Source organism: Paenibacillus sp. USDA918EY (assembly GCF_009870825.1).
Lineage (GTDB): Bacteria > Bacillota > Bacilli > Paenibacillales > Paenibacillaceae > Paenibacillus_AQ > Paenibacillus_AQ albilobatus.
On record NZ_WTWY01000002.1, the window covers coordinates 255,799 to 275,247 of the forward strand.

Genomic DNA, 19,449 nt, shown 5'->3' on the forward strand with positions numbered 1-19,449 from the left:
ATTTTCATTGCGGAATCCTTTAAAATAAAACGCGCGAAACACGCGCCGCGCCTGCTTTCTCCCATTTATGGAGAGGGCAGGTTTTTTGTTTTGGAAAACATTGCGGTTCAAAAAAATGATGTTCCGCCTATTGTATTAAGTGTATTAAGTGATATAATACACTTAAATCACTAATCGTACTTTTTTGTACGGCGGGAGGAACCTCTATGGAAGAACAGCAGGTTGGCTCGCTGCATTTTCAGATCGATTTCAGTCAACCTTTATATGAACAGATACTGGATCAAGCCAGAAGCGCAATTGCAAAAGGAGAGATCGCTTTGGGAGATAAAATGCCATCGGTAAGGGAACTGGCGCAGGAGCTGCGCATCAATCCGAACACCGTCATGCGGGCCTATCAGGAACTGGAGCGTGACGGATTGACGGAAAAACGGCGGGGTCAAGGCACGTTTGTGACCTCCTCCGCGGAGAACGTGGCCACCTTCCGGACGGCCTTGGCCGCCAAATACATCGACAGCTTTATGGAGCAAATGGAAAGCCTCGGGCTTTCATGGGAAGACATCGAAACATACATCCGCCGGAAAAAAGAAGCGGGAACGGGAGGGATCGGTTGATGACGGCAAACATCGTGGAATGCCATCAGGTTACGAAACGCTACGGCAATAAAACGGCGCTCAACCGGCTTGACCTCGCAATTCCCGCGGGACGGATCACAGGCATCCTCGGCCCGAACGGCTGCGGAAAGTCGACGTTTTTCCGGACGCTGTCCGGTTTGGTCAGACCGGATGAGGGACGGATCGAGGTACTCGGGAAAAAGCCGGGCTGGCAAATGAACGGCAGCATCGCCTATCTTCCGGACCGCGCCAGATGGTATCCGAGCCATACCGCAAGGCAGGCGCTTGAATGGGGAAAGTCCTTTCTTCCCGGCTTCTCGATGGAACGGGCGATCCGGTTGGCCGGCGACATGGACATCGACCTCGATATGCGCGTCGGCGGCATGAGCCGCGGCCAGGAAGCGCGAATCATGCTGATTCTGTGTCTTGCGCGCGAGGTGGACCTTGTGGTGCTTGACGAGCCGTTTACAGGCATCGACGTCATTTCCAGGGAAGCGATCGTCGCAAGCCTGATCGATTATTTTGAAGAAAGCGAGCAGTCTATCCTGATCAGCACCCATGACATTCAGGAAGTGGAAGGCCTCTTCGATTACACGGTGATGCTGAAGGCGGGCCAAGCGATCTGGTCCGGCAATACCGAGGATTTGAGAGCGGAATACGGCTCTTTGAAGGATGTTTTCCGCAAACTGTACGCGAAGGAGTGGAACGATTAATGTTTTCGGCAGTTTTCCGTGATCTGGTTCGCCATGAGTTCAAAAGCAAAGGACGCTGGAAGAGGCAAAACCGAATCGGCATTCCCCGGACATGGTGGTTGGTTTACTTTTTATGCATCTTTACCGTCGTCATCGGCACGCTCACCTATTTTTCCGTTCGAAAGGACCTCGAGTTAAACGCCCTTTGGACCGTTACTTTAGGTCTTCCCTATATCGCGTTTTTTCTCGGATTCGGATCGGTCAAAAACGAATGGAGCAACGATACCTACGGTTGGTGGCTGACGATCCCCCAGCCGCGCACGCGGCTGGTTGCCGCCAAATGGCTGGGCATCTGGCTGAAGGTATTGGCAGGGCTTTTAACGTTATATGTGGTCGTATCCGTGTACGTCATGATCCTCTCGTTTACCGTTTCCCATTATTCGTTCGCAACGACCCGGACGTTTATGGAAACCGGCTTTAACTGGCTGTCGCTGATTGTCGCGATCAGTCCGCTGATCATCGCGGTCGGCATGCTGATGGGCGTTCTTCAAAACACCGTCATCCGCCCTTTGGCGCCGATTCTATGGGTCGTGTTCATGGCGGGGCTTGGCCTAATGTATTCCATGACGGACAAGGTCTTCCCCGAAGAGGGTTTTCCCCAGGAATACAGCCTCTCCCTTTGGTCCTCCTATCCGCTTGAGCTTCCGCTCATCGTGGCGCTGGACTGGGTGCTCGCCTTCGCGGTGCTTCGGCTTACGGCATTTTTGATTGAAAAGAAACTCGATTTATAGGGGGAACACGTATGGTTCAAGTAACGATCAATTCACCGCAAACGGCTGAGACTGCTGCTTCTAACAATGGATACATGCTGGAGGTCAAAGGGCTTCGAAAAGCGTACGCGAAAAAGCAGGCGCTCGAAAACGTCACCTTTTCGCTGAAACCGGGCACCTCGTTCGGCTTCCTCGGGCCCAATGGCGCAGGCAAATCGACGACCATGAAAATATTGACCGGCATCGTCAAGGCCGACAGCGGCACGGCAAAGCTGTTCGGCAAAGACGCGGCCAGCGAAACCGACGCCGTCGCGAAATACATCGGCTATGTTCCGCAGGACATTACGCTGTACGAAAAGCTGAGCGCATATCAGAATCTGGAATTTTTCGGGGAAGCCTACGGGGTCAAAGGCAAGGAGCTGAAGCATCGGATTCATGAGGTGCTTGCCAGAACCGGGCTGCTGGAACGGGCAAACGAGGCCGTCAGCACCTTCTCCGGCGGCATGAAAAGAAGGATCAACATTGCCGCCGCCCTGCTGCACCGTCCAAAGCTGCTCATTCTCGACGAACCGACGGTGGGGATCGACCCGCAGTCGCGCAACCATATTTTCGAGATGATCCGCGAGCTGAACGCCGAAGGCGTGACCATCATCTATTCCACGCATTACATGGAAGAAGTCGAAGCCCTCTGCGACGAAATTGCGATTATGGACCAGGGATCGATCAAAGCGATGGGACCGCTGGGCACACTGCTCGAGCAGTACGGCCAGAAGGCCATTTACCTGGAAGTTCCCGGTTTGGCCGAACCGCCCCGGGATTCCAACATTACCGTCTCCCGCAAAGAAGGTTCGGGGTGGCTGCTGGAAACGGAACAGCCTTCGGCCCTGATGCAGCATCTTTTGCGCGAAGCCTCGCAGCAGGCATGGGACGTCAAGCAGCTGGAAATCGTCCGCCCTTCGCTCGAAAGCGTGTTTTTGAAGGTCACCGGTACGGCGCTCCGCGATTAAATCGACAAGAAAAACGTCTATCGACTTACTTTCATAGAAGACAGACCGCGCTTAGCGGAAATTTCCCTTGAGATATAAGGAAGCCATCGCTTCGAAACTTATACTTTCTTATATCTTCAAGAACCTATTCGAAGCAAAGGAGATTCAAACGATGAGATCGATGATGATCAAAGAGCTGCGGCTCATTGGCAAAGATAAAAAAAGCTTCTTTTTCCTTCTCTTGATGCCCATTATTTTTATCGTGATGTTCGGGTCGGTGTTCAATCAAGGCGACGGCGGCGCTTCCGTCTCGCTGCGAACGGTCGACCAGGACCAGAGCGCCGCATCCAAAGCGCTGATAAGCCAAATGAAAGGCATCATGGATGTGCAGCAGCTTCCCGCGGACGACTTGAACGGGCAGCTGGACAAAATCAAACAGGGGCAGTTCTCGGCCATGCTCGTGATTCCGAGCGGCTTCGAGCAAGCGATGAAATCGGGCCAAGCGGCCGACGTCAAGCTGTACCAAGACCCGTCCGCCCAGATGGAGGTCGCGCCGATCCAGGCGATTCTGAGCAGCATTTCCACCCAATACCGCGAGCAAAAGCTGACGGGCTTGCTGATCGCCAAAGGCGAGTCCAAAGCGCAGGCCGAAGCCGCCCTCGCGTCGCCGATCCGGATCGAAAACGTGGCAACGTCCTCCGACAAGTTTAGCATGATCGACCAAGTCGTGCCCGGCATGACCGTCATGTTCGTATTTTTTATCATGATTACGATGGCCCGCCGCTTTTTCGAGGAAAAGAAAACCGGTCTGCTGTCGCGCATCCGCACCACGCGCATCAAACCGCTTCATTATTTGCTTGGCATGTGGTTCCCGTTTGTTCTGACGGTCATCGCACAGTGCATCATTTTGTTCGCTTTCGGCCATTTCGTTTACGGGCTTGCGCTTGGCGACGTCGCCGCATTGTCGGTTATCGTCGTCTCCCTCAGCATCGCCGGCACGGGCATCGGCCTGGCGCTTTCCTTCCTCGTTCCCGGCGAAGGGGCGGCCATGGTCATCACGCAGGTCATTTCGATGGGCGGCGCCATGCTTGGCGGTTTGTGGGTCCCTTCCTATCTCCTGCCGAAAGCCGTGCAGACGGTCGGACATTTCCTGCCGCAATTTTGGGCGCAGCATTCGCTGCAGGATATCATCGCCCACGGCGCGCATCTCGGCGACGTATGGGGCGCCGCCCTCATCCTGCTCACGTTCGGCCTTGCCGGGCTCACCGTGGCCCTGCTCAGACTTCCCGGATTTCTCCGGTCCGCGGCCAACTGACGCTAACCACCGGCCTACGCCGTGACGCACAACAACAAAGGGATGTTCTGCCTTTCGGCAGAGCATCCCTTTGCGCATATCCAATCCTGCATATCCAATTATGCAACGGCTATGATCGTTATAGAAACGAACGCAAACCCGAGCAGCACCGCCGTCATTGCCGCAGACAGCTTCTTTTTCTCCGCGGGACGGTAAAATCTGCGCAGAGCAAATATGTTCCGGTGCAACACGTAAAGAACGGCCAAATTCGCGGCGAGAAGCAGCATCATCTGGATCGGCGCCAGCTCCTTTCCGTCCGTCAGCGGCCTTTCGACGGCGCCTAAAACAAATAGTCCCATGACCAGAAACACGACGCTTCGCAATGCCTCGAGCGTCCAAAAAGCGGCTTTTCCAATGCCCATATCGTCCGCCTCCGCCTTGATTTATTCTAGACTCATACCGCTTGGTCCCGTTCATGGACCGCAAGCGGCACCCTACCGAATTTACAATATCAGTCCCATACTTGTTTACATTTTACCAAAGGAACAGATCCTTCCACAACCCCAAAAAACGCCTGCCGTATTCGGCAGACGTTTTCCGGATCAAGCTCCCCGTTTGGGAATGGAGGGCAGCTGTTTGCGCATATGGTCTACAAACGCTTTGGCAAACACCGGGTCCCACTGGCTTCCCCGGCCTTCGTCCAAAATGGAGAGGGCGATCGACGGCGCCATCCCCCTGCGGTATGGACGGTCGGAGGTCATCGCGTCATAGGCATCGGCCACGGCAATGATCCTTCCAAGCACCGGAATCTCCTCTCCGGCAAGCCTATCCGGATACCCCTTCCCGTCGTAGCGTTCATGATGCGAACGGACCCCCGGAAGCAGCGGCGCCATCACTTCCTTCGGTTCGATCTGAAGCAGGATATTTTCGCCGAGGGCCGGGTGGGCTTTAATCTGATCGAATTCTTCCTCGGTCAGCCGCCCTTCCTTCAGCAGCACGGTATCGCGAATGCCGATTTTGCCGATGTCGTGCAGCAGCGCGGACTTTCGGATAATGGCCAGCTCCTCGGGAGACATGCCGCACAGCCGTCCGATCTGCTCCGAATATTCGGCGACGCGCAGCGAATGTCCGGCGGTATACGGATCGCGCGCATCCAGCGCGACCGCGAGCGTGACGAAATAGCTGTCCAGCATCACCCGGCTTTCCTCTTCCCGCATTTGCAAGGCGCCGACCATCATGTTGAAGCCGGTGACCAGCTTGGAAAACTCGTCGGAATAGACGTTTTGAACCTTCGTCAGCCGGCCTTCCTTAATATCGTTCATCGCATCGTACAACTGGGAGATCGGCCGTTCAATATCTTGCGTAATCAGCCTCGCCCCCATATAAACGAAAGCCGCGTCGATAAGCAGGATCATTCCGGCCCAGCCCCAATAATTTTGAAACATGTCGACTTCCAGCCGATGCAGCCGGATATGCGCGGCAATGCTGAACAGCAGCAGCGGCAGGGTACCGATCAGCATGCCGCTCACCAGAAATTTGGGGCGGATCGGCAGCAGGACATGGTCATCGGCATCCAGTTCCACCCGAAACCTTTGTTCGGCCAGCGTTTTGATCTCGAGCAAAAGCGGGCGAATCGCGGCCGTCGTCAAGAAAAAATCCAGCATCGCGTGCATGCCCGCCACCAGCAGCGCCCCCATGGCAGCCACCAATACGTAGAAATCGGGAAATGACAACAGGCCCTCATGCAGCATCCATACCGTGAGAGCCAGCGCCGGAATGGAGAAGCTCAGCTGATGCGGCACCAGAATACGGAATACGGACAATAACGGCAGCCGGTGCGTACGGACGTATGCCTTCCGAAGCACCTCAAGATCCGCTTCCGGGGCAAGCCCCTGCCGGACCGGCCGGATATGGCGAGCGAAAACGATCCATTCGGCAACGCCCATGCAAGCAAGCGAAACGAGCAAAATGAACGCAAGACGCTGATATTCATCCGGAGTCATGTCCACCTGCGTAGGAACGATCGCGGTGCCGACGACGAGAACCGTTAACAGCAAGCCGATCATGTAATTGCGCAGCAGTTTTCCCAGAAACGACCGGTACACCTTCCTCGCCTTCGGACAAGAATAATCGGTATTCATACAGCAAAGCCTTCCTTATTCAAAATTCATAAAAATAACGACTAGTCCAATACTACTATCATTATCGGCCGAAAGAATGAAATATGTGACAATAATCTCAACAAACCTTTCCCTTTCCGTAACTTTTTGTGACAACGGCAAAAAAAGCCCCGCCGAAGCGGAGCAAAGACGCATGTTTATGACTTTCTTTATAGCTTTCCTTGAAGTGACTTCCCGTTCAGGCTGGAATATGCCCGGATTCCGTCTTTCCCCTGCTCCGTTACGGTGCCCTCCCGTCCGGAATCCGTTGCCCGATCATCGCCCGGATAAGTCGCTTTTCAAAAAGGTTGCAAAATCTTGGTTTTCATGGTATAATTCGAAAATGTACAATTTCATTTAACCCCAATTGTTCCTCGCAACAAAGAATAACTCTTCGGATCCGCGAATCCTTCCATCGGATCATCGAAGCATTAAATTCCTATTTTGAATGACCCAAACGAAGTAAGAGTTTAAGACAAGACGCATTCTGATTCACGCTGGCGCGGTCATCGGAGCCGCAAGGACAAAAGAGAGGTAGGGCTTTTGTTGTTTTGGAAAGGTCATTATTCTGTTTACCGACAAGACTAAAGGAACCGGCTGCAGTCTGGCTTTTTCGGACTGTCAGGGGTTAAATAGATGGCGTCATGCTGCGCCAGACAACACATAGAACCCCCGGGAGCTGCTCACCGCAGCCCTTCGGGGGTTCGTCCATTTCATATGTTGTAGCCTTTGATCGGCGTTTTGATCGGAGCGCCCCGCTTCATGTATTCCAGAAGGGCGATCGGATTGTTGTCCATGCCCCCCGCGTTGACGCGGTACCCGATATATTGGCCGGGGCTGTTGATTCCCGTCTTGACGGAAAACGTCACCTGAATGCCTAGCTTATGGCAGATGTCGATCACCGGTTTCGAATATCCGCCATACGGAAACGCCAAAATGTTTCGCGTATTTCCGAGTTTCTCCCGCAAAATTTGATCGGACAAGGCCAAATCCCGCGTGACTCTCCGAACGTAATCTTCGTTCGTCTCCACCCGGCGCAGCGTCTTGTTGTCCTCCGGACCCATCAGCATCGGTTCGGCCCGATCCTTGTTTTTGCCGGTCATACGAATATAACCGTAAGCATGGGAATCGTAGGTATGGCTGTAAAAATCGATGAATCCCGTCCGATGCATGGCCTGCACCTGCTGCCAATTCAGCTTGGGAAGCCCGGGATGCTTCGGGTTGCCTATGGTCGCGACGATCAGGAAATTGGTAGCGGGCGCGTGATATTCCTCCAAAATCGGATACACGTATTTGTAAAACGTCTCATAACCGTCGTCAAACGTCAAAAGCACCGCATTATTCGGTACGGGACGCCGCTTCGTAATAAAATCCGCATACTGCTCCATCGTGATCCAGTGGAAGCCGTTGGCTTTCATCGCGTCGAGCTGCTGTTTGAAAACGGCCGTATCCAGGCTTTTGGCGTTGGTCGGATGGGGCTGTACGTCATGGTACATCAGGACGATGACTTTATTTTTGTAATATATGGCATTTGGCGTCGGCCGGGTGGAAAAGAATCCGTGTACGCGCGCCCCTCCTGCCTCCCCTTTTACATGGGTTCGTGCAGGGTGGTAAACATAAGGCCCCTCCCGCCAAAGAAACAACGATGCGATCAACAACAAGATGCCGAAAGTGCCGTATGAGAGCATTTTTTTTCGATGCATGACTTCCTTGAACTCCTTTATAACGATTCATGGGCAAAATCGTCCGATTTCCGAATATTTCGCGTTGTCGGGAGGTGCATTCCCTGTATTATAAACATACTCTGAAAACAAGGAGTGATGCAAATGCCGGATTATCGGATCATCGTCGACCTTTCGGATCGCACGCTTTATCTTTTGGACGGAGACCAAGTCGTCAAATCCTACCCCGTGGGCATCGGCAAAATGGTAACCAGCACCCCCACGGGCGAATTTACGATCATCAACAAGCAGCTTCATCCCGGCGGGCCGTTCGGCGCTTTATGGATGGGCCTTTCCAAACCCCATTACGGCATACACGGAACCAACAACCCCTCTTCGATCGGGCACGAGGTGTCTCACGGCTGCATTCGGATGTACAACGAGGACGTGCTTGATCTATCGTCTTACGTGCCGGTCGGCACCCGCGTGACGATCCGGCCGTAGCAGGCCCGGAACCGGAGCTTGAGGGCTCCGCGACAACAAAACCCTGCAGGAAACGGGCGTTTCTCAGCAGGGTTTCATTTTCGCTTCTTATGGACTACTCTTTTACCGGAAATGCCATGACGCTCATCAGCGCGTTTTCCGCCTGCGTGGAATCCAGCCTGCTGTACTGCACGTACACCGGGCCGCTGCTAACGACTTCCATCGCATATGGAACGCCTTTCGGAATGAAACGTCCTTCCGCCTGCAGCGACGCGGTCCGAATATGCTTCGTGCGCCGGCCTTCAACCGTCGTCTTCATTCCCAACAAGGGCTCCCGGTCCTCAAAAAAAGCGTTGACGGTGACCGTGACTTCTTCCCCGTTCAAATTAAGCACGCATATCGATTCATGGCTCTCCAACTGCCCGCTGCTATCCGGCGGAATGTATCCGTCCGGGATGATCCACTGCAATTCGCCATTGGACATGATCGGTTCCTCCGCTTCCATTACATATTGAACATGCAAAGACAGTCGTTCCCCTTCGTCGCTTTACACATTCTGCGAATCAAACCGGTTTCCCTTCCCTTTCCGTAAAAAAAGCTTCGGCAAGTCGTCATTTCGTGCTTCCCGAGTCTTTCGGTCCATTGACCAGAATCCCTTTTTCATGCCGGTATTGGATCACGAGCTGGCGCCAAAAATCGTAACTCCCCTTCTCGTCGGATATATAAGGCTTGTAAAAGTCGTAGGCTTCCTGCGCCCAAACCGGACAAGGCATACTCAGCAGACTTTCCTGCCGCTTGATCCAAGCCGCCTGTTGGGCAACCGTCGCCTGCAGCGCCTCGAAGGCCGCTTTTTCTTCATTGGTCATCGGCTCAGCTTCCTTTCCCTTGGCATCATATGGGTACAAACCGTACTTGTCCATGATTTGAACCAGTTTATCCGCATATTGCGGATCGGTTGCATAGCCGGCCTTCGCCACCGGCCGGGCCGTTGGCGATCAGCCGGGAATGGTCCTGTATGGACTCCTCCCAGTTGTGGTACATGCGGAAATAGGCGAAAATTTGCGTCCAAGCGCCCCTGACATATTCCGAGGTCTGCATGCGGATGCTTCCTGCCGGCCCTTCACCTTTGATTCCGAACAAGTTATTCGCTTGCGCGGCCAAGCGGCTTTCCCCCCACGAGGACTCAAGCGCCGCCTGAGCGATCGTCAGGGAAGCCGGGACCCCCGTCTTCGATTGGTCCGCAACCGCGAGCGGAGCGATTTTGGCGATGAAATTTTCCTGTTTCACCTAAAGGCACCCCCTTTCCGCAATGGACGAGCATAAAGCGCAACAGTCCTTATACCATTCCATGCCAAGCGGCTCCGGTCTGCCTGTACGGCCATCCCTGTCGGGAATCTTGAGCAAGCCCGTTTTCCGTATTCGGGAGGAGCACCCGAATACGGCAGCGGCACGGAACACGCCGTGATCCAACCATCGGGCGACACTTGCACAAGCCTGCAAACTTTTTTAAGATTAACAGAAACCATAACCTTGAAATATGGAAGTCCGGGGTATACATGATCATCATATGGCTTTGGAAGGGGAAAACATGATATGAACGATTCGAAATGCCAAATCATCCGTGAAGAAGTCCTGCCGGGAATCTTTGCCGCCCAGGCCCGTCCCGAAGACAAAATGGCGGTCAACAGCCTGATGGTGCAGGCCGCGGCCTGGCTGCAAAGCAAAGGCTCAAAGCAGTGGCATGAGCTGCTTGCCGGGGAAGACCGCCACGGAGTCGCCGAGGCGGTCGACCGCGGCGACGTGTTTATTTTCAAACAGGGCGACGCCCTTGCGGGCATGGTGATTCTTCAGCAGCATTCGAGCGCATGGGATCGTGCGCTATGGGGCAACGAAGGACATGAATCCGCGGTTTATTTGCACCGCCTTTGCATTGACCGCGCTTTTGCGGGGCGGCAGCTCGGAAGCGCCATTTTGAACTGGGCCGTAAACGGCATCCGTTTCCCGCATAAGGACCGGATCCGTTTGGACTGCATCGCATCGGTGCCCGCGTTGAACAGACTGTATAGCGGAGCGGGCTTCGAATCCCGGGGCTCCGCTCCGGATGCGCCGTTTAATCTCTATGAAAAGCAGGTCCCCTCGGAAGCCTGACGTTCAAAGTCTCCGAAACGAAATGAATCCCACAGATTGGCCCCGCTTCGAAGGCGGTCCAGGTTTTTGCAGGGAACTTCGGAAATGATGCATTGTTATCGATAAAAAAAGGCGGCATCCGCAATGGAAGCCGCCTTTCCCGTTATTCACTCAGTAGCCGGACGAATCCAGCGTACGCCCGATTTTGTCCAGCATAATCCGGCTTTCTTCATTCAACCCTTGAACGGTAACCCGTTTGCCAAGAGCAGCGTATTTGTCGACCACTTTGGAAAGGGCGTTTGCCGCCGAGCGGCACCTTATGCAGCGTACGCAAGGAGTTCCAATCGAACGTGCCGACCGACACCATGATCATCCCGCCCACGAGTGCCGCCATCGGAATTACCTTGACCACGCTGCCCAGCGCAATAATGAGGAACAGCAGAAAGTTGCCCGCAACCAGGGTCGAAAGGCGGGACCGTCCGCCGGATTTCACGTTGATGACGGTCTGTCCGATCATCGCGCAGCCGGCCATCCCGCCGAAAAACCCCGAAACAATATTGGCAAGGCCCTGCCCTTTAATTCCTCCTATCTATTTTTTTAAAGCAAGCATCCGAACATGTCCAAAGTCTAGTTAAAAATAATAGCTCCCCACTCTCAGATTCGCCCAGGTCCGATTTTCACTGGTCAACATTATAAACATAAAATAGAGCGGTCCCAAAACGCCATGTAAACGGTCCAAATCCTTATTTTCTCTCCAGTAATGCCGAATGCTCCATATTATTAGCGATTTCTTACGGCAATAAATGAGCGTTTTACCTGCTGTTTCTATCACGAAACATCTCACAGCTTCTGAATAGTATATTACTAGAAACGAGGATGTTCCTTGCATCTTCGTTTCCCGCCAACCCTCATGCTTCACCCATCACTCCCCTTACTTGGCAAAAAGCCTGCGGCCCCCGCTCATCCGCAGGCTTTTTGCATGGGTGCATCTCGCAAACAAGCGATTCAATATGAAAATAGAGTGCGCTGCTATTTAATGTTTGCAGGAGAAGCGGCGACTTAGCGATGACGGAATCGGCATGCGCATTGACTGCACGCGCTAAGGCTGCCTGGCATGAACTAAGCCTCATAGCCGAAAAAAGCCACCCCCGTACCGTTTAAAGGTACGGGGGTGGCTCCCCGGTGAAGATATCACAACACGTTTGCTGTTTTACTCTACGTTTATGGGTCCGACGGAAGTCGACAGGGTGATCGGCGGACCTCCTCCGTTGATCTCGTGTTCGCCGTTCGAGACGCCGGACAATGCCCCAAGCTCGCTTTCCGCCTTCAGCGTGTATTTCATCGAATCGGCAAAGGCGGCGCGGATGCTCCCGACATCGGTCCGGGCCGTCAGGCCTCCGCCTTCCTCGATCCCGTTCAACCGAAGCTCCACGCTTCCGGCATTGGACCCGATATCAGACGTTCCCGCGATCCGGCCCTCCTTCACGACAATATTCCCCACGTCGCTATGGATCCGGTAGGTTCCCCGAAAGCCGTCCACGCTTATTTCCCCGACGTCGCTCGCGACGTCGATTCCCGCAACCGTTGCAGGAAGCTCGATATCATAATCGATGATGAAATCGGAATACCCGTATTTGGAGTCGGCCCAGTCCCATAGATTTCGGCCGGTGTCTTCTTTGGAGCTTGTGATGAGCTCCAGCTGGCCGTCCTTTGGAATCAAGGACGTGACTGCTTGTTCGCTCAAGTTCCGGTAAGAAGATCGCTCCTTCAAAAACCAAATGGTCGTCTTTACCTTTACGGCGTCTCCGTCTCCAGCCGCAAGGCGGATGTTTCCGACCCGGTGGTCGATATGCAATACCGTATCGGCGCGAGCTTCCCCTTCGGCGGAAAGCTCAACCGGTTCGCCCTCCCGCTTTAATCGTTCCGCGGCGCCGGCCGCGGCATTTCCCACCGAATCTCCTGCGGCTGCCGCCACTTCCTGGATGTCCTTCTTGACCGTTTGCGCGGCTTCGTGAACGGTGTCGCAGCCCGCCAAAAGCAGAACGGACACCATCGCCGCAGCAATGGCCCATCGGTATGATCTCTTCATTAAATAGGTCCCCTTCCGATTCCCGCTGGTTATTTCTGGTACCCATTATACGGGGTGGAGGGACAACGCGCGCCGAGCCAAAGACGGGTCTTCTCCTGGACTTTGGTCGGGGCGCGATGCTTGTATCGGAGGGTTCGCCCGGATGTCAAATATGTACGGCCCGGATATCCTCGAATCGGATCCACTGCCAGTCATCTTCCTCGCGGAGTTTGATTTCCTTCAAATAGGTATTGATGACGGTCACGAAACCGCGCAGCCGTCGGGTTCCATTCGGCGTATCGACCGTCAGACCGATTTTGACATGCTCTTCGAGCGAGCGTGCAAGCTCGCGTTCCACCCCGGCCCAGTCCGTTATTTCCCGTTGCGAGCCGAGCGCCTCCCTGGAATCCGGTTCCGGGGCCATCACTGCGGATCGATGCGGTTTATCCATCATTAATCATCTCCCGTTTATCAATCAAGAACAAGTGTTCCCATTATAACTTAAATGATTCCCTTTTGGCAATGCCAAATGCCTCCCCTAGGATGGGTTATCCGTTTCTCCGATGGAGTGCCGCATAAGCGCCTTTAATGTACATATCGCTGACGTCCCGTCCGGATTTTTCGATGACCCGGGCTTGTCCGTCAAGACGTCGGCGCCCGTTCCGTTATATCTCACTTTCATTCCTGCCAGACAGGAGCTGACTGCGATCATTCCAATCACCTCATACCGATTATTATACAGGAAGCAGAATCCCCATGTCGCCGCCCAACGTTTTATTCCTGAGCAATGAACCCGAATCCAAGAGACGGATCACGGCAAACAAAAAAAGCGAAGTCCGCCTTTTTGCGAACCTCGCCTTCATATGTTGATCTTATCGCGTTTTCCGGCATTCTCTCAAATCATCGGCAAACACCAACCCCTTAGGGGAGCGTCTTTTCGCTTTTCCTTTCAAACCCCGGCTCGAACACGCTGAAAAAAGAAATGCTCGAGGTTTGCACGTGATGTTCGTTCAGCACCACCCACTCCTCGCTTTTCAGCCTGGCAATAATCCCCGGAATGTCGCCTGAAATAATGTTTAATGACTCCCCGCCTACAAAATGAATCGTAATGCTGCTTTCGCTCAAAATGTTTCCACCTCCAGAAATTGACTGCCCTATCATGGAAGTATTCCCCATTCCTTCTCTTCTTATATACACGGGTTGGAGGATAAAGAATCCGGCACATGCAATCACCCAAAATTTATTGAAACCAACCCTTCCACATTTCGTAAAAATAGTCAAAAAGAATGACGAAAATGCTTGAATTATATCATTAGTCCGATGACACTTATGATCTTCAAGCCCCAGCCAAACAAGGAGGTGACGGAAAACCGGCAGCAAAAAGCTCGATACATGACGAATAAAGCCAATCTCCCAGCCGATGGGTCGACAAAAAGGATGAAAACAAGTTGAAAAAGTCGATCGTATTACTGCTCTCCCTAGCTCTCGTATTGTCCGCCTGCGGCTCCAAGGAAAAAGAAAAAGCGCCGGCCGAAGAGACGAAGACAACCGCTACCCAGGAGGCTCCAAAGGAAACACCGAAGGAACCGGAGGAACAAAAGATGGCCACCGCCGAAACCGAGGAATTTGCCTTTTCGTACCCGGCTTCATGGCAAGCCTTCGATTTGTCCCAGCTTAACCAGCCCGCGATCAAAGCGGCTTATGTAGATCCCGCCCCGAAGGTGGCTTTTGCGGATAACGTGAACGTTGCCGCCGACAATTCCAAGCTGACGGCCAAAGAAAACGCGGATCAAGTCGTTGCCCAATATGAAAGCGGCGCGCTGGCAGCTTCCATAAAAGATTTCAAAAAAATCAGCTATACGGATGCTGCCAATAAAGGCGGGATTTTGGTCGGCGAATATACGAATGCGCAGTCCGGTGTGCCGGTCGTTTTGACGCAATACATCGTCCCTACGGGCAACTCTACCTATACGATGACCATTTCTTACGGGAAGGAGTCTTATGATAACGGCGGGAAAGAAGCCGTCCAAAAGATGATCGATTCCTTTAAATTAAGCAGCAAAGCATTTGCCGCTAACGGGACGGAGAAAACATCCGTCCAAGAGACGACCGCCAAAACGCCTTCAGGGCAAACGCAAATGGCCGATGTGATGGTACAGATCATTCCATCGGTGACGGATAACGCCGGCGAAATGACCGAAAAGACTTATAACTACATCGTAAGCCATAAAGACCTGTTCCCGGCCGTGACGGCAGACAGCAAAAAGGCGGCCAAAGCATCGGTCGATGCAAGCATCACGTCCCGCCATCTGTTCAAAAACATTACCCCGTATCTGGATAAAATGGTGCAGGTAAGCGGACAGGTCATCGACATCGAAGAGGAGGAAACGGAAATCGGAACGATCGCCATCATCCATGTCGGGGATGAAAACGACAACTCCATTGTCGGCTTGTACATGAATGCCACGGGAGATATTTTGGAAGGCGACGAAGTTACTATGGTCGGACTCCCAACCTCCCTTTTCTCTTTTGACAATGTCGGCGGCGGCACAACCAACGCCATTTTGATGAGCGTATCCACTGTACAGAAAAAATAAGCGGCTCCCTAACTCAAAAAAAACGCAGAACGAGGAAGGATCAACCCTCCTCGGCCTGCGTTTTTTCGCGTATTTTATACCGTTAATGAATCCGTTCCGGAATAAGTTTTTTTACGATGCGGCTCGAAAGATCCTGCGTTTCGCCTTGAATGGCTTCCATGGCTTTCCGCTTTTCCGCTTCCAGTTCGGCCAATGCCTCTTCCACATGGCGGTTCGACTCTTCTTTCGCCTCTTTGATGACCTGCTCCGCCTGCGCCATGCTTTCACGGATCGTGTGCCGAACAGCGTCATTGGCATTTTCAACCGCAGCCTGCAAAACGGCTTTTCTTTCCGCCTCAAGCCTTTGCATTTCCTCCCGAAGCCGATCCGCCGAATCAAGCTGCTCTTTTGTCCGGGCTTCCCTTTGCTCCATCACCCGATACAGCGGCCCGAACGCATACTTGCTCAACAACAGGTACAAAATCAAAAACGCAATGAAGGCCATCACAGCCGATGGTAAAGATGTAACGCTGAAAAAATTCATCGCTTCCGCTCCTTTTGCCGCCGAGTTCTCATCTCTTGAACATACAAGCTGCGCGACGTGATGCGGTTCGTCTAGAGACTTCTCTAACATACCATAAGAGGCCAAATGATAGGGAAAGGATCGATTGTGTAAATTTGTAATTTTTGTGAATTTATTCGCGGGGCATGTTTCCGTTTTTTATATACCCGATAACAAAAGTCAACAACACCGCAGAAAGATATGTGGCCCGAATGGCGATAGGAACACGTACCGACACACTTAGGATCAAAAAAATAAAAACAAAGCCGACTTCTTCCCTGAAGAACCGCGAGAACGTCTTTGCAGCCATCCGATATATCATGATTCCTACATATAACAGCATCGAGGCCGTATAAGCGATCATGGTCAACATTGAAACATCTCCTCCATATCCCCTTCAAATGGATTCGCTTCCCTTTGATTCCCGTGAACAAAAAATCATGTGCATATTGGAACAAGCCATCCACATAAGTTAACTTAGGCATTTCAAGTTGTTACCAATCCGGTTAAAAGTGGTTTTTATCTAAAATTATCCTGAATTTCGAAAGTACTGCACATTAAAAACATAAAAAGGGCTCCAAATCTTTGGTAGAATGGTGTTTGTCCAGGACAACATCACCCAAAGAGAGGAGCACCTTTTAGGTGAAGTCTACCACACCGGTCAGCAAAATCAAGAGCGAATTTTCGCTGCAGAACGCCACGAGTTTCGGCGGCGTCAAAATCTTTTTGGCCTATCTCGAAAAAATCAAGCTCGCCGAGGCCATGCAGCGCCTTTCCGGCGGCAAAGCGCACAACGCCATTTTTCCTGTTCATCGCATCCTGCTCTATCTAATGGTTGGCTGGATGCTGGGCTGCGGGCGTATTTTTCATTTCCGCAAGTTACAGCACGATGTGTTGCTTTGTCGTTTTCTGGGAGGCCGCTGCCCGCATCACAGTCTGTTGTACAAGGAATTGATCCGGCTTGGTCGTTTCTGTCCCTCTCTGGTTAACGAACTGCGGAGGCTGAATCAAGAGATCATTCGACCCTGCTTGCCACCTGAGCTGATTCTCGATCTGGATTCCACGGTAGAGACCGTGTATGGCGATCAGTCCGGCGCGGCCAAAGGCACAAATCCACACAAGCCCGGGCGTAAGAGCTATCATCCCCTGCTTGCCTTTGAAGGCCAGAGCCGACTAAACTTGAACGCCGTGCTTCGAACGGGCAATACGCACTCTTCCACCGATGCGGCCGACTTCCTGCGGCAAACCTTTAGACTGCTCGACGAACACAAAGTGAAGTACGCAAGGTTCGACAAAGGCTTTGGCGGTGAAGATTTTTACAGCTTGTGGGAGCAGCACCACATCGGCTATGTCGGCAAGCTGAAATGGACCCAGCGGCTGGCCAAGGAAGTTGGGGCTTGTCGTTACTGGACGCGATATGTCGACGAAGAGTGGATCATCGAAGGTATTTGCTTGATCTACCAAGCGACCTCCTGGAAAAAGCCCCGTCGCGTAGCGGTCATTCGTAAGACGCAAGTCTGCGAAGACGGTCAAGGCCGCATCGTATTCGACGAGGACTGGCAGTATGAAGCGATTGTAACCAACCTGGAGTGGGAACCAATTGACCTATGGCGCTTTTACAACCAGCGTTGCTGCATGGAAAATTACATCAAAGAGGCGAAAGACGGTTTTTCCATGGACCGGATTGCGACCAGTGATTTTGAAGCGAATGAAGTCGATCTGCTGATCAAGTTGCTGGCCTACAATTTGTTCGAACGCTTTAAGCGCGATTGTTGCGAACCGATGCATCAGGGTTATACGATTGCAAGATTCCGACTGGAGTTCTTTCATTGCGCGGCGACGCTTGTTCGGCATAGTCGCGCGGTCGTGCTCAAGCTGATCAAGGATTTCGACGGTCGTCATGCATGGAAACGAATCGAAGCCAAAGTGGTTCAATTGGAGTGACGGCTTCCAACATTTCACATGGAAAACAACAATGCCCCTTTTCTGGAGAGGGGGGAGTTATCCCCATGTGGATATTGGTTTCAAAATTTCGCTGGTCCCACTCCCACTTATTCACAGTTGTTGATCCGCTCCTGGATGATCGCCACCGCATTCTTATGCGCTTTCGAAATTCAGGTTTACTATATCTGTATTTAATTGATGCAGTTTATCTGTTAAACCCATAAAAAAACCCCTATTGTTGGGACATAGGCATGTACCCAACGCAAGGAGATCCTTTTAAAGAGCAGAGGTACGATTTTGACTGACCAGGCACAAGCTCCGTCCGTAGTAACCGGCATGCTGAACCTCCTGCGTGCCGGTTCCTTTTGCCGACGGCATTGACCGAGATCACTTTAAACTACTGAAAAAACGCCTTCTTATCGGCTTCATTTGCGCTCACGATTGCCTTCCTGGCGTCCGATAGAACTTCCGCTATCATTTCCCTTGTCATACGTTGGAACTCCCATGAGCATTGCAACAATAAGCCGCCAAAGTTCGCGGCTAAATCGCTACCGCTGTGTTAGTTGACCGCATATAAATAGAAATAAACTAATAATTTGGTGCCCCTTGTGGTATACTTGATTCAAGAAATGCTTACAATGCAAAAGGAGCGTGCAGCGAACACGACTCCCGATGTAATAGCCGCTTTTAAGGGCGGTAAGCTTGGTGTAGGTTAAGCAGCAAAATAGACCGCTACCTTTGCCCGGGGCGGTCTATTTCTTTTTCAGGTAGGCAAGCAGCGCCAGAATAAACATTCCGAACAGGAACATTAATTGCAACGCTTGAAATACCTCCATGGCATCACCTCCCTTCCGGGAGACTAGCCGACCGCCCTTGCAAGCCTATTCTATTGCCCTTCAATTATAGCATATCGACAATCGACATAATAGCGAAAGGATCGCCTGTTCGGCGGACACGGATCGCGCAGCCGTGTCAGTCTGGGGGTGAAACATAATAGGGTGAGAGCTCAAAACCGTCACAATCCTCCTTCATGGATTGCCTCCCTGGACTATGCCGCTCTTGACTAGCTGATCAATCGTAATGCTCGATAATTCGTTCTCCATAGTCGCTTGTACTTTAGAGTAAACTCCATCCAGCAAATGCGGTATTTTGCTTCCTACCGGACAAGTCGGATTCGTATCTTGATGAATGATAAACAAATCTTGATTATTCTCTAAGGTTGCTCGATACACATCCAATAACGTGATTTGATTTGCCTGCTTGACAAGGGTAATAGCTGCATTTGTTCCGAGAGTAGATGTAATAAGCCCCGCTTTAGTAAGCTTTTGCATGATTCTTCTAATAACCGCCGAATTAGCGTTCACACTCATCGCAAGTAATTCGGAAGTGGTTCGATCATTTTTATTAAATTCAAGAAAACATAAAATATGAACGGCCACCGAGAACTGTTGGCTTCTATTTGCCATTGGCGAGTTCCTCCTTACTTAAAAATGACAAGTGTATGCAGTTAAACATA

General features: G+C 52.1%; 22 protein-coding genes and 2 pseudogenes. 9 read left to right on the forward strand and 15 right to left on the reverse strand.

The window, feature by feature from the left end; translation table 11 throughout:
• Window positions 1-206 precede the first annotated feature (206 nt).
• From GQY55_RS05420 to GQY55_RS05440, 5 genes are all read left to right on the forward strand, one after another.
• Window positions 207-611, forward strand: coding sequence for a GntR family transcriptional regulator (locus GQY55_RS05420; RefSeq protein WP_160038966.1), 405 nt, complete (start codon window positions 207-209; stop codon window positions 609-611).
• A complete protein-coding gene (locus tag GQY55_RS05425; RefSeq protein WP_160038968.1) occupies window positions 611-1,324 on the forward strand; it encodes an ABC transporter ATP-binding protein in 714 nt (237 codons plus the stop codon). The genes GQY55_RS05420 and GQY55_RS05425 overlap by 1 nt, the downstream gene beginning before the upstream one ends.
• A complete protein-coding gene (locus tag GQY55_RS05430; RefSeq protein ID WP_160038970.1) occupies window positions 1,324-2,094 on the forward strand; it encodes a hypothetical protein in 771 nt (256 codons plus the stop codon). Before GQY55_RS05425 ends, GQY55_RS05430 begins: the two co-directional genes overlap by 1 nt.
• Before the next feature lie 11 nt (window positions 2,095-2,105).
• Window positions 2,106-3,080 carry an ABC transporter ATP-binding protein gene (locus tag GQY55_RS05435; RefSeq protein WP_306434060.1) on the forward strand — a complete coding sequence of 325 codons (975 nt, stop codon included), beginning with the start codon at window positions 2,106-2,108 and terminating at the stop codon, window positions 3,078-3,080.
• A gap of 151 nt (window positions 3,081-3,231) precedes the next feature.
• Complete coding sequence (locus GQY55_RS05440) at window positions 3,232-4,374, forward strand: ABC transporter permease (protein ID WP_160038972.1); 1,143 nt, start codon at window positions 3,232-3,234, stop codon at window positions 4,372-4,374.
• 98 nt (window positions 4,375-4,472) lie between these two features.
• Here GQY55_RS05440 and GQY55_RS05445 read toward each other — a convergent pair whose 3' ends face one another.
• The 3 genes from GQY55_RS05445 to GQY55_RS05455 all read right to left on the reverse strand — a co-directional run bounded on the left by GQY55_RS05445 (window position 4,473) and on the right by GQY55_RS05455 (window position 8,215).
• Window positions 4,473-4,775: a hypothetical protein gene (locus GQY55_RS05445; protein WP_160038974.1), complete on the reverse strand. Its 303-nt coding sequence runs from the start codon at window positions 4,773-4,775 to the stop codon at window positions 4,473-4,475.
• A 180-nt stretch (window positions 4,776-4,955) separates the two neighbouring features.
• On the reverse strand, window positions 4,956-6,494 hold the full coding sequence (locus tag GQY55_RS05450; RefSeq protein WP_160038976.1) for an HD domain-containing phosphohydrolase: 1,539 nt from the start codon (window positions 6,492-6,494) through the stop codon (window positions 4,956-4,958).
• 731 nt (window positions 6,495-7,225) lie between these two features.
• Window positions 7,226-8,215: a polysaccharide deacetylase family protein gene (locus GQY55_RS05455; protein ID WP_160038978.1), complete on the reverse strand. Its 990-nt coding sequence runs from the start codon at window positions 8,213-8,215 to the stop codon at window positions 7,226-7,228.
• A gap of 123 nt (window positions 8,216-8,338) precedes the next feature.
• Between GQY55_RS05455 and GQY55_RS05460 the strand changes: the two genes are divergently transcribed.
• Window positions 8,339-8,677, forward strand: a complete 339-nt coding sequence (locus tag GQY55_RS05460) for a L,D-transpeptidase (protein WP_160038980.1) — start codon at window positions 8,339-8,341, stop codon at window positions 8,675-8,677.
• A gap of 94 nt (window positions 8,678-8,771) precedes the next feature.
• Here GQY55_RS05460 and GQY55_RS05465 read toward each other — a convergent pair whose 3' ends face one another.
• The 3 genes from GQY55_RS05465 to GQY55_RS31895 form a co-directional block, all read right to left on the reverse strand.
• Window positions 8,772-9,140: a sensory rhodopsin transducer gene (locus tag GQY55_RS05465; protein WP_160038982.1), complete on the reverse strand. Its 369-nt coding sequence runs from the start codon at window positions 9,138-9,140 to the stop codon at window positions 8,772-8,774.
• A gap of 127 nt (window positions 9,141-9,267) precedes the next feature.
• Entirely contained in the window at window positions 9,268-9,576 is a 309-nt protein-coding gene (locus GQY55_RS31890) for a hypothetical protein (RefSeq protein WP_328803724.1), read from the reverse strand.
• Between the two features lie 13 nt (window positions 9,577-9,589).
• Window positions 9,590-9,943, reverse strand: coding sequence for a glycoside hydrolase family 73 protein (locus GQY55_RS31895; protein ID WP_328803725.1), 354 nt, complete (start codon window positions 9,941-9,943; stop codon window positions 9,590-9,592).
• Window positions 9,944-10,249: 306 nt separating this feature from the next.
• On the opposite strand from GQY55_RS31895, the gene GQY55_RS05475 reads away from it, so the two are divergent.
• A complete protein-coding gene (locus GQY55_RS05475; RefSeq protein ID WP_160038984.1) occupies window positions 10,250-10,804 on the forward strand; it encodes a GNAT family N-acetyltransferase in 555 nt (184 codons plus the stop codon).
• Between the two features lie 286 nt (window positions 10,805-11,090).
• Here the strand turns inward: GQY55_RS05475 and GQY55_RS05480 are convergent.
• The 5 genes and pseudogenes from GQY55_RS05480 to GQY55_RS05500 all read right to left on the reverse strand — a co-directional run.
• Window positions 11,091-11,363 (reverse strand): annotated as a pseudogene (locus tag GQY55_RS05480) (SulP family inorganic anion transporter); the annotation flags it as partial.
• 630 nt (window positions 11,364-11,993) lie between these two features.
• The gene (locus tag GQY55_RS05485) at window positions 11,994-12,872 is read right to left on the reverse strand and encodes a hypothetical protein (RefSeq protein ID WP_160038986.1); all 879 of its coding nucleotides are present in this window, start codon (window positions 12,870-12,872) and stop codon (window positions 11,994-11,996) included.
• A 145-nt stretch (window positions 12,873-13,017) separates the two neighbouring features.
• Entirely contained in the window at window positions 13,018-13,302 is a 285-nt protein-coding gene (locus tag GQY55_RS05490) for a YolD-like family protein (protein ID WP_236575438.1), read from the reverse strand.
• 112 nt (window positions 13,303-13,414) lie between these two features.
• Window positions 13,415-13,563: pseudogene (locus tag GQY55_RS31235) on the reverse strand (DUF523 domain-containing protein); the annotation flags it as partial.
• Window positions 13,564-13,772: 209 nt separating this feature from the next.
• Window positions 13,773-13,976 (reverse strand): hypothetical protein, encoded by a 204-nt coding sequence (locus tag GQY55_RS05500; RefSeq protein WP_160038990.1) that lies wholly within the window; start codon window positions 13,974-13,976, stop codon window positions 13,773-13,775.
• A 323-nt stretch (window positions 13,977-14,299) separates the two neighbouring features.
• Between GQY55_RS05500 and GQY55_RS05505 the strand changes: the two genes are divergently transcribed.
• Window positions 14,300-15,448, forward strand: coding sequence for a hypothetical protein (locus tag GQY55_RS05505; protein ID WP_160038992.1), 1,149 nt, complete (start codon window positions 14,300-14,302; stop codon window positions 15,446-15,448).
• 82 nt (window positions 15,449-15,530) lie between these two features.
• Here GQY55_RS05505 and atpF read toward each other — a convergent pair whose 3' ends face one another.
• Complete coding sequence (gene atpF, locus GQY55_RS05510) at window positions 15,531-15,971, reverse strand: F0F1 ATP synthase subunit B (RefSeq protein ID WP_160038994.1); 441 nt, start codon at window positions 15,969-15,971, stop codon at window positions 15,531-15,533.
• Window positions 15,972-16,122: 151 nt separating this feature from the next.
• Window positions 16,123-16,362, reverse strand: coding sequence for a hypothetical protein (locus GQY55_RS05515; protein ID WP_160038996.1), 240 nt, complete (start codon window positions 16,360-16,362; stop codon window positions 16,123-16,125).
• Between the two features lie 269 nt (window positions 16,363-16,631).
• Here GQY55_RS05515 and GQY55_RS05520 point away from each other — a divergent pair, with 269 nt between their 5' ends.
• Window positions 16,632-17,933 carry an IS1380 family transposase gene (locus tag GQY55_RS05520; RefSeq protein ID WP_160038997.1) on the forward strand — a complete coding sequence of 434 codons (1,302 nt, stop codon included), beginning with the start codon at window positions 16,632-16,634 and terminating at the stop codon, window positions 17,931-17,933.
• A gap of 752 nt (window positions 17,934-18,685) precedes the next feature.
• Here GQY55_RS05520 and GQY55_RS05525 read toward each other — a convergent pair.
• Window positions 18,686-18,769, reverse strand: coding sequence for a putative holin-like toxin (locus tag GQY55_RS05525; protein WP_156124776.1), 84 nt, complete (start codon window positions 18,767-18,769; stop codon window positions 18,686-18,688).
• A 192-nt stretch (window positions 18,770-18,961) separates the two neighbouring features.
• Window positions 18,962-19,399, reverse strand: a complete 438-nt coding sequence (locus GQY55_RS05530; protein WP_036715734.1) for an Rrf2 family transcriptional regulator — start codon at window positions 19,397-19,399, stop codon at window positions 18,962-18,964.
• Between the last annotated feature and the right edge of the window lie 50 nt (window positions 19,400-19,449).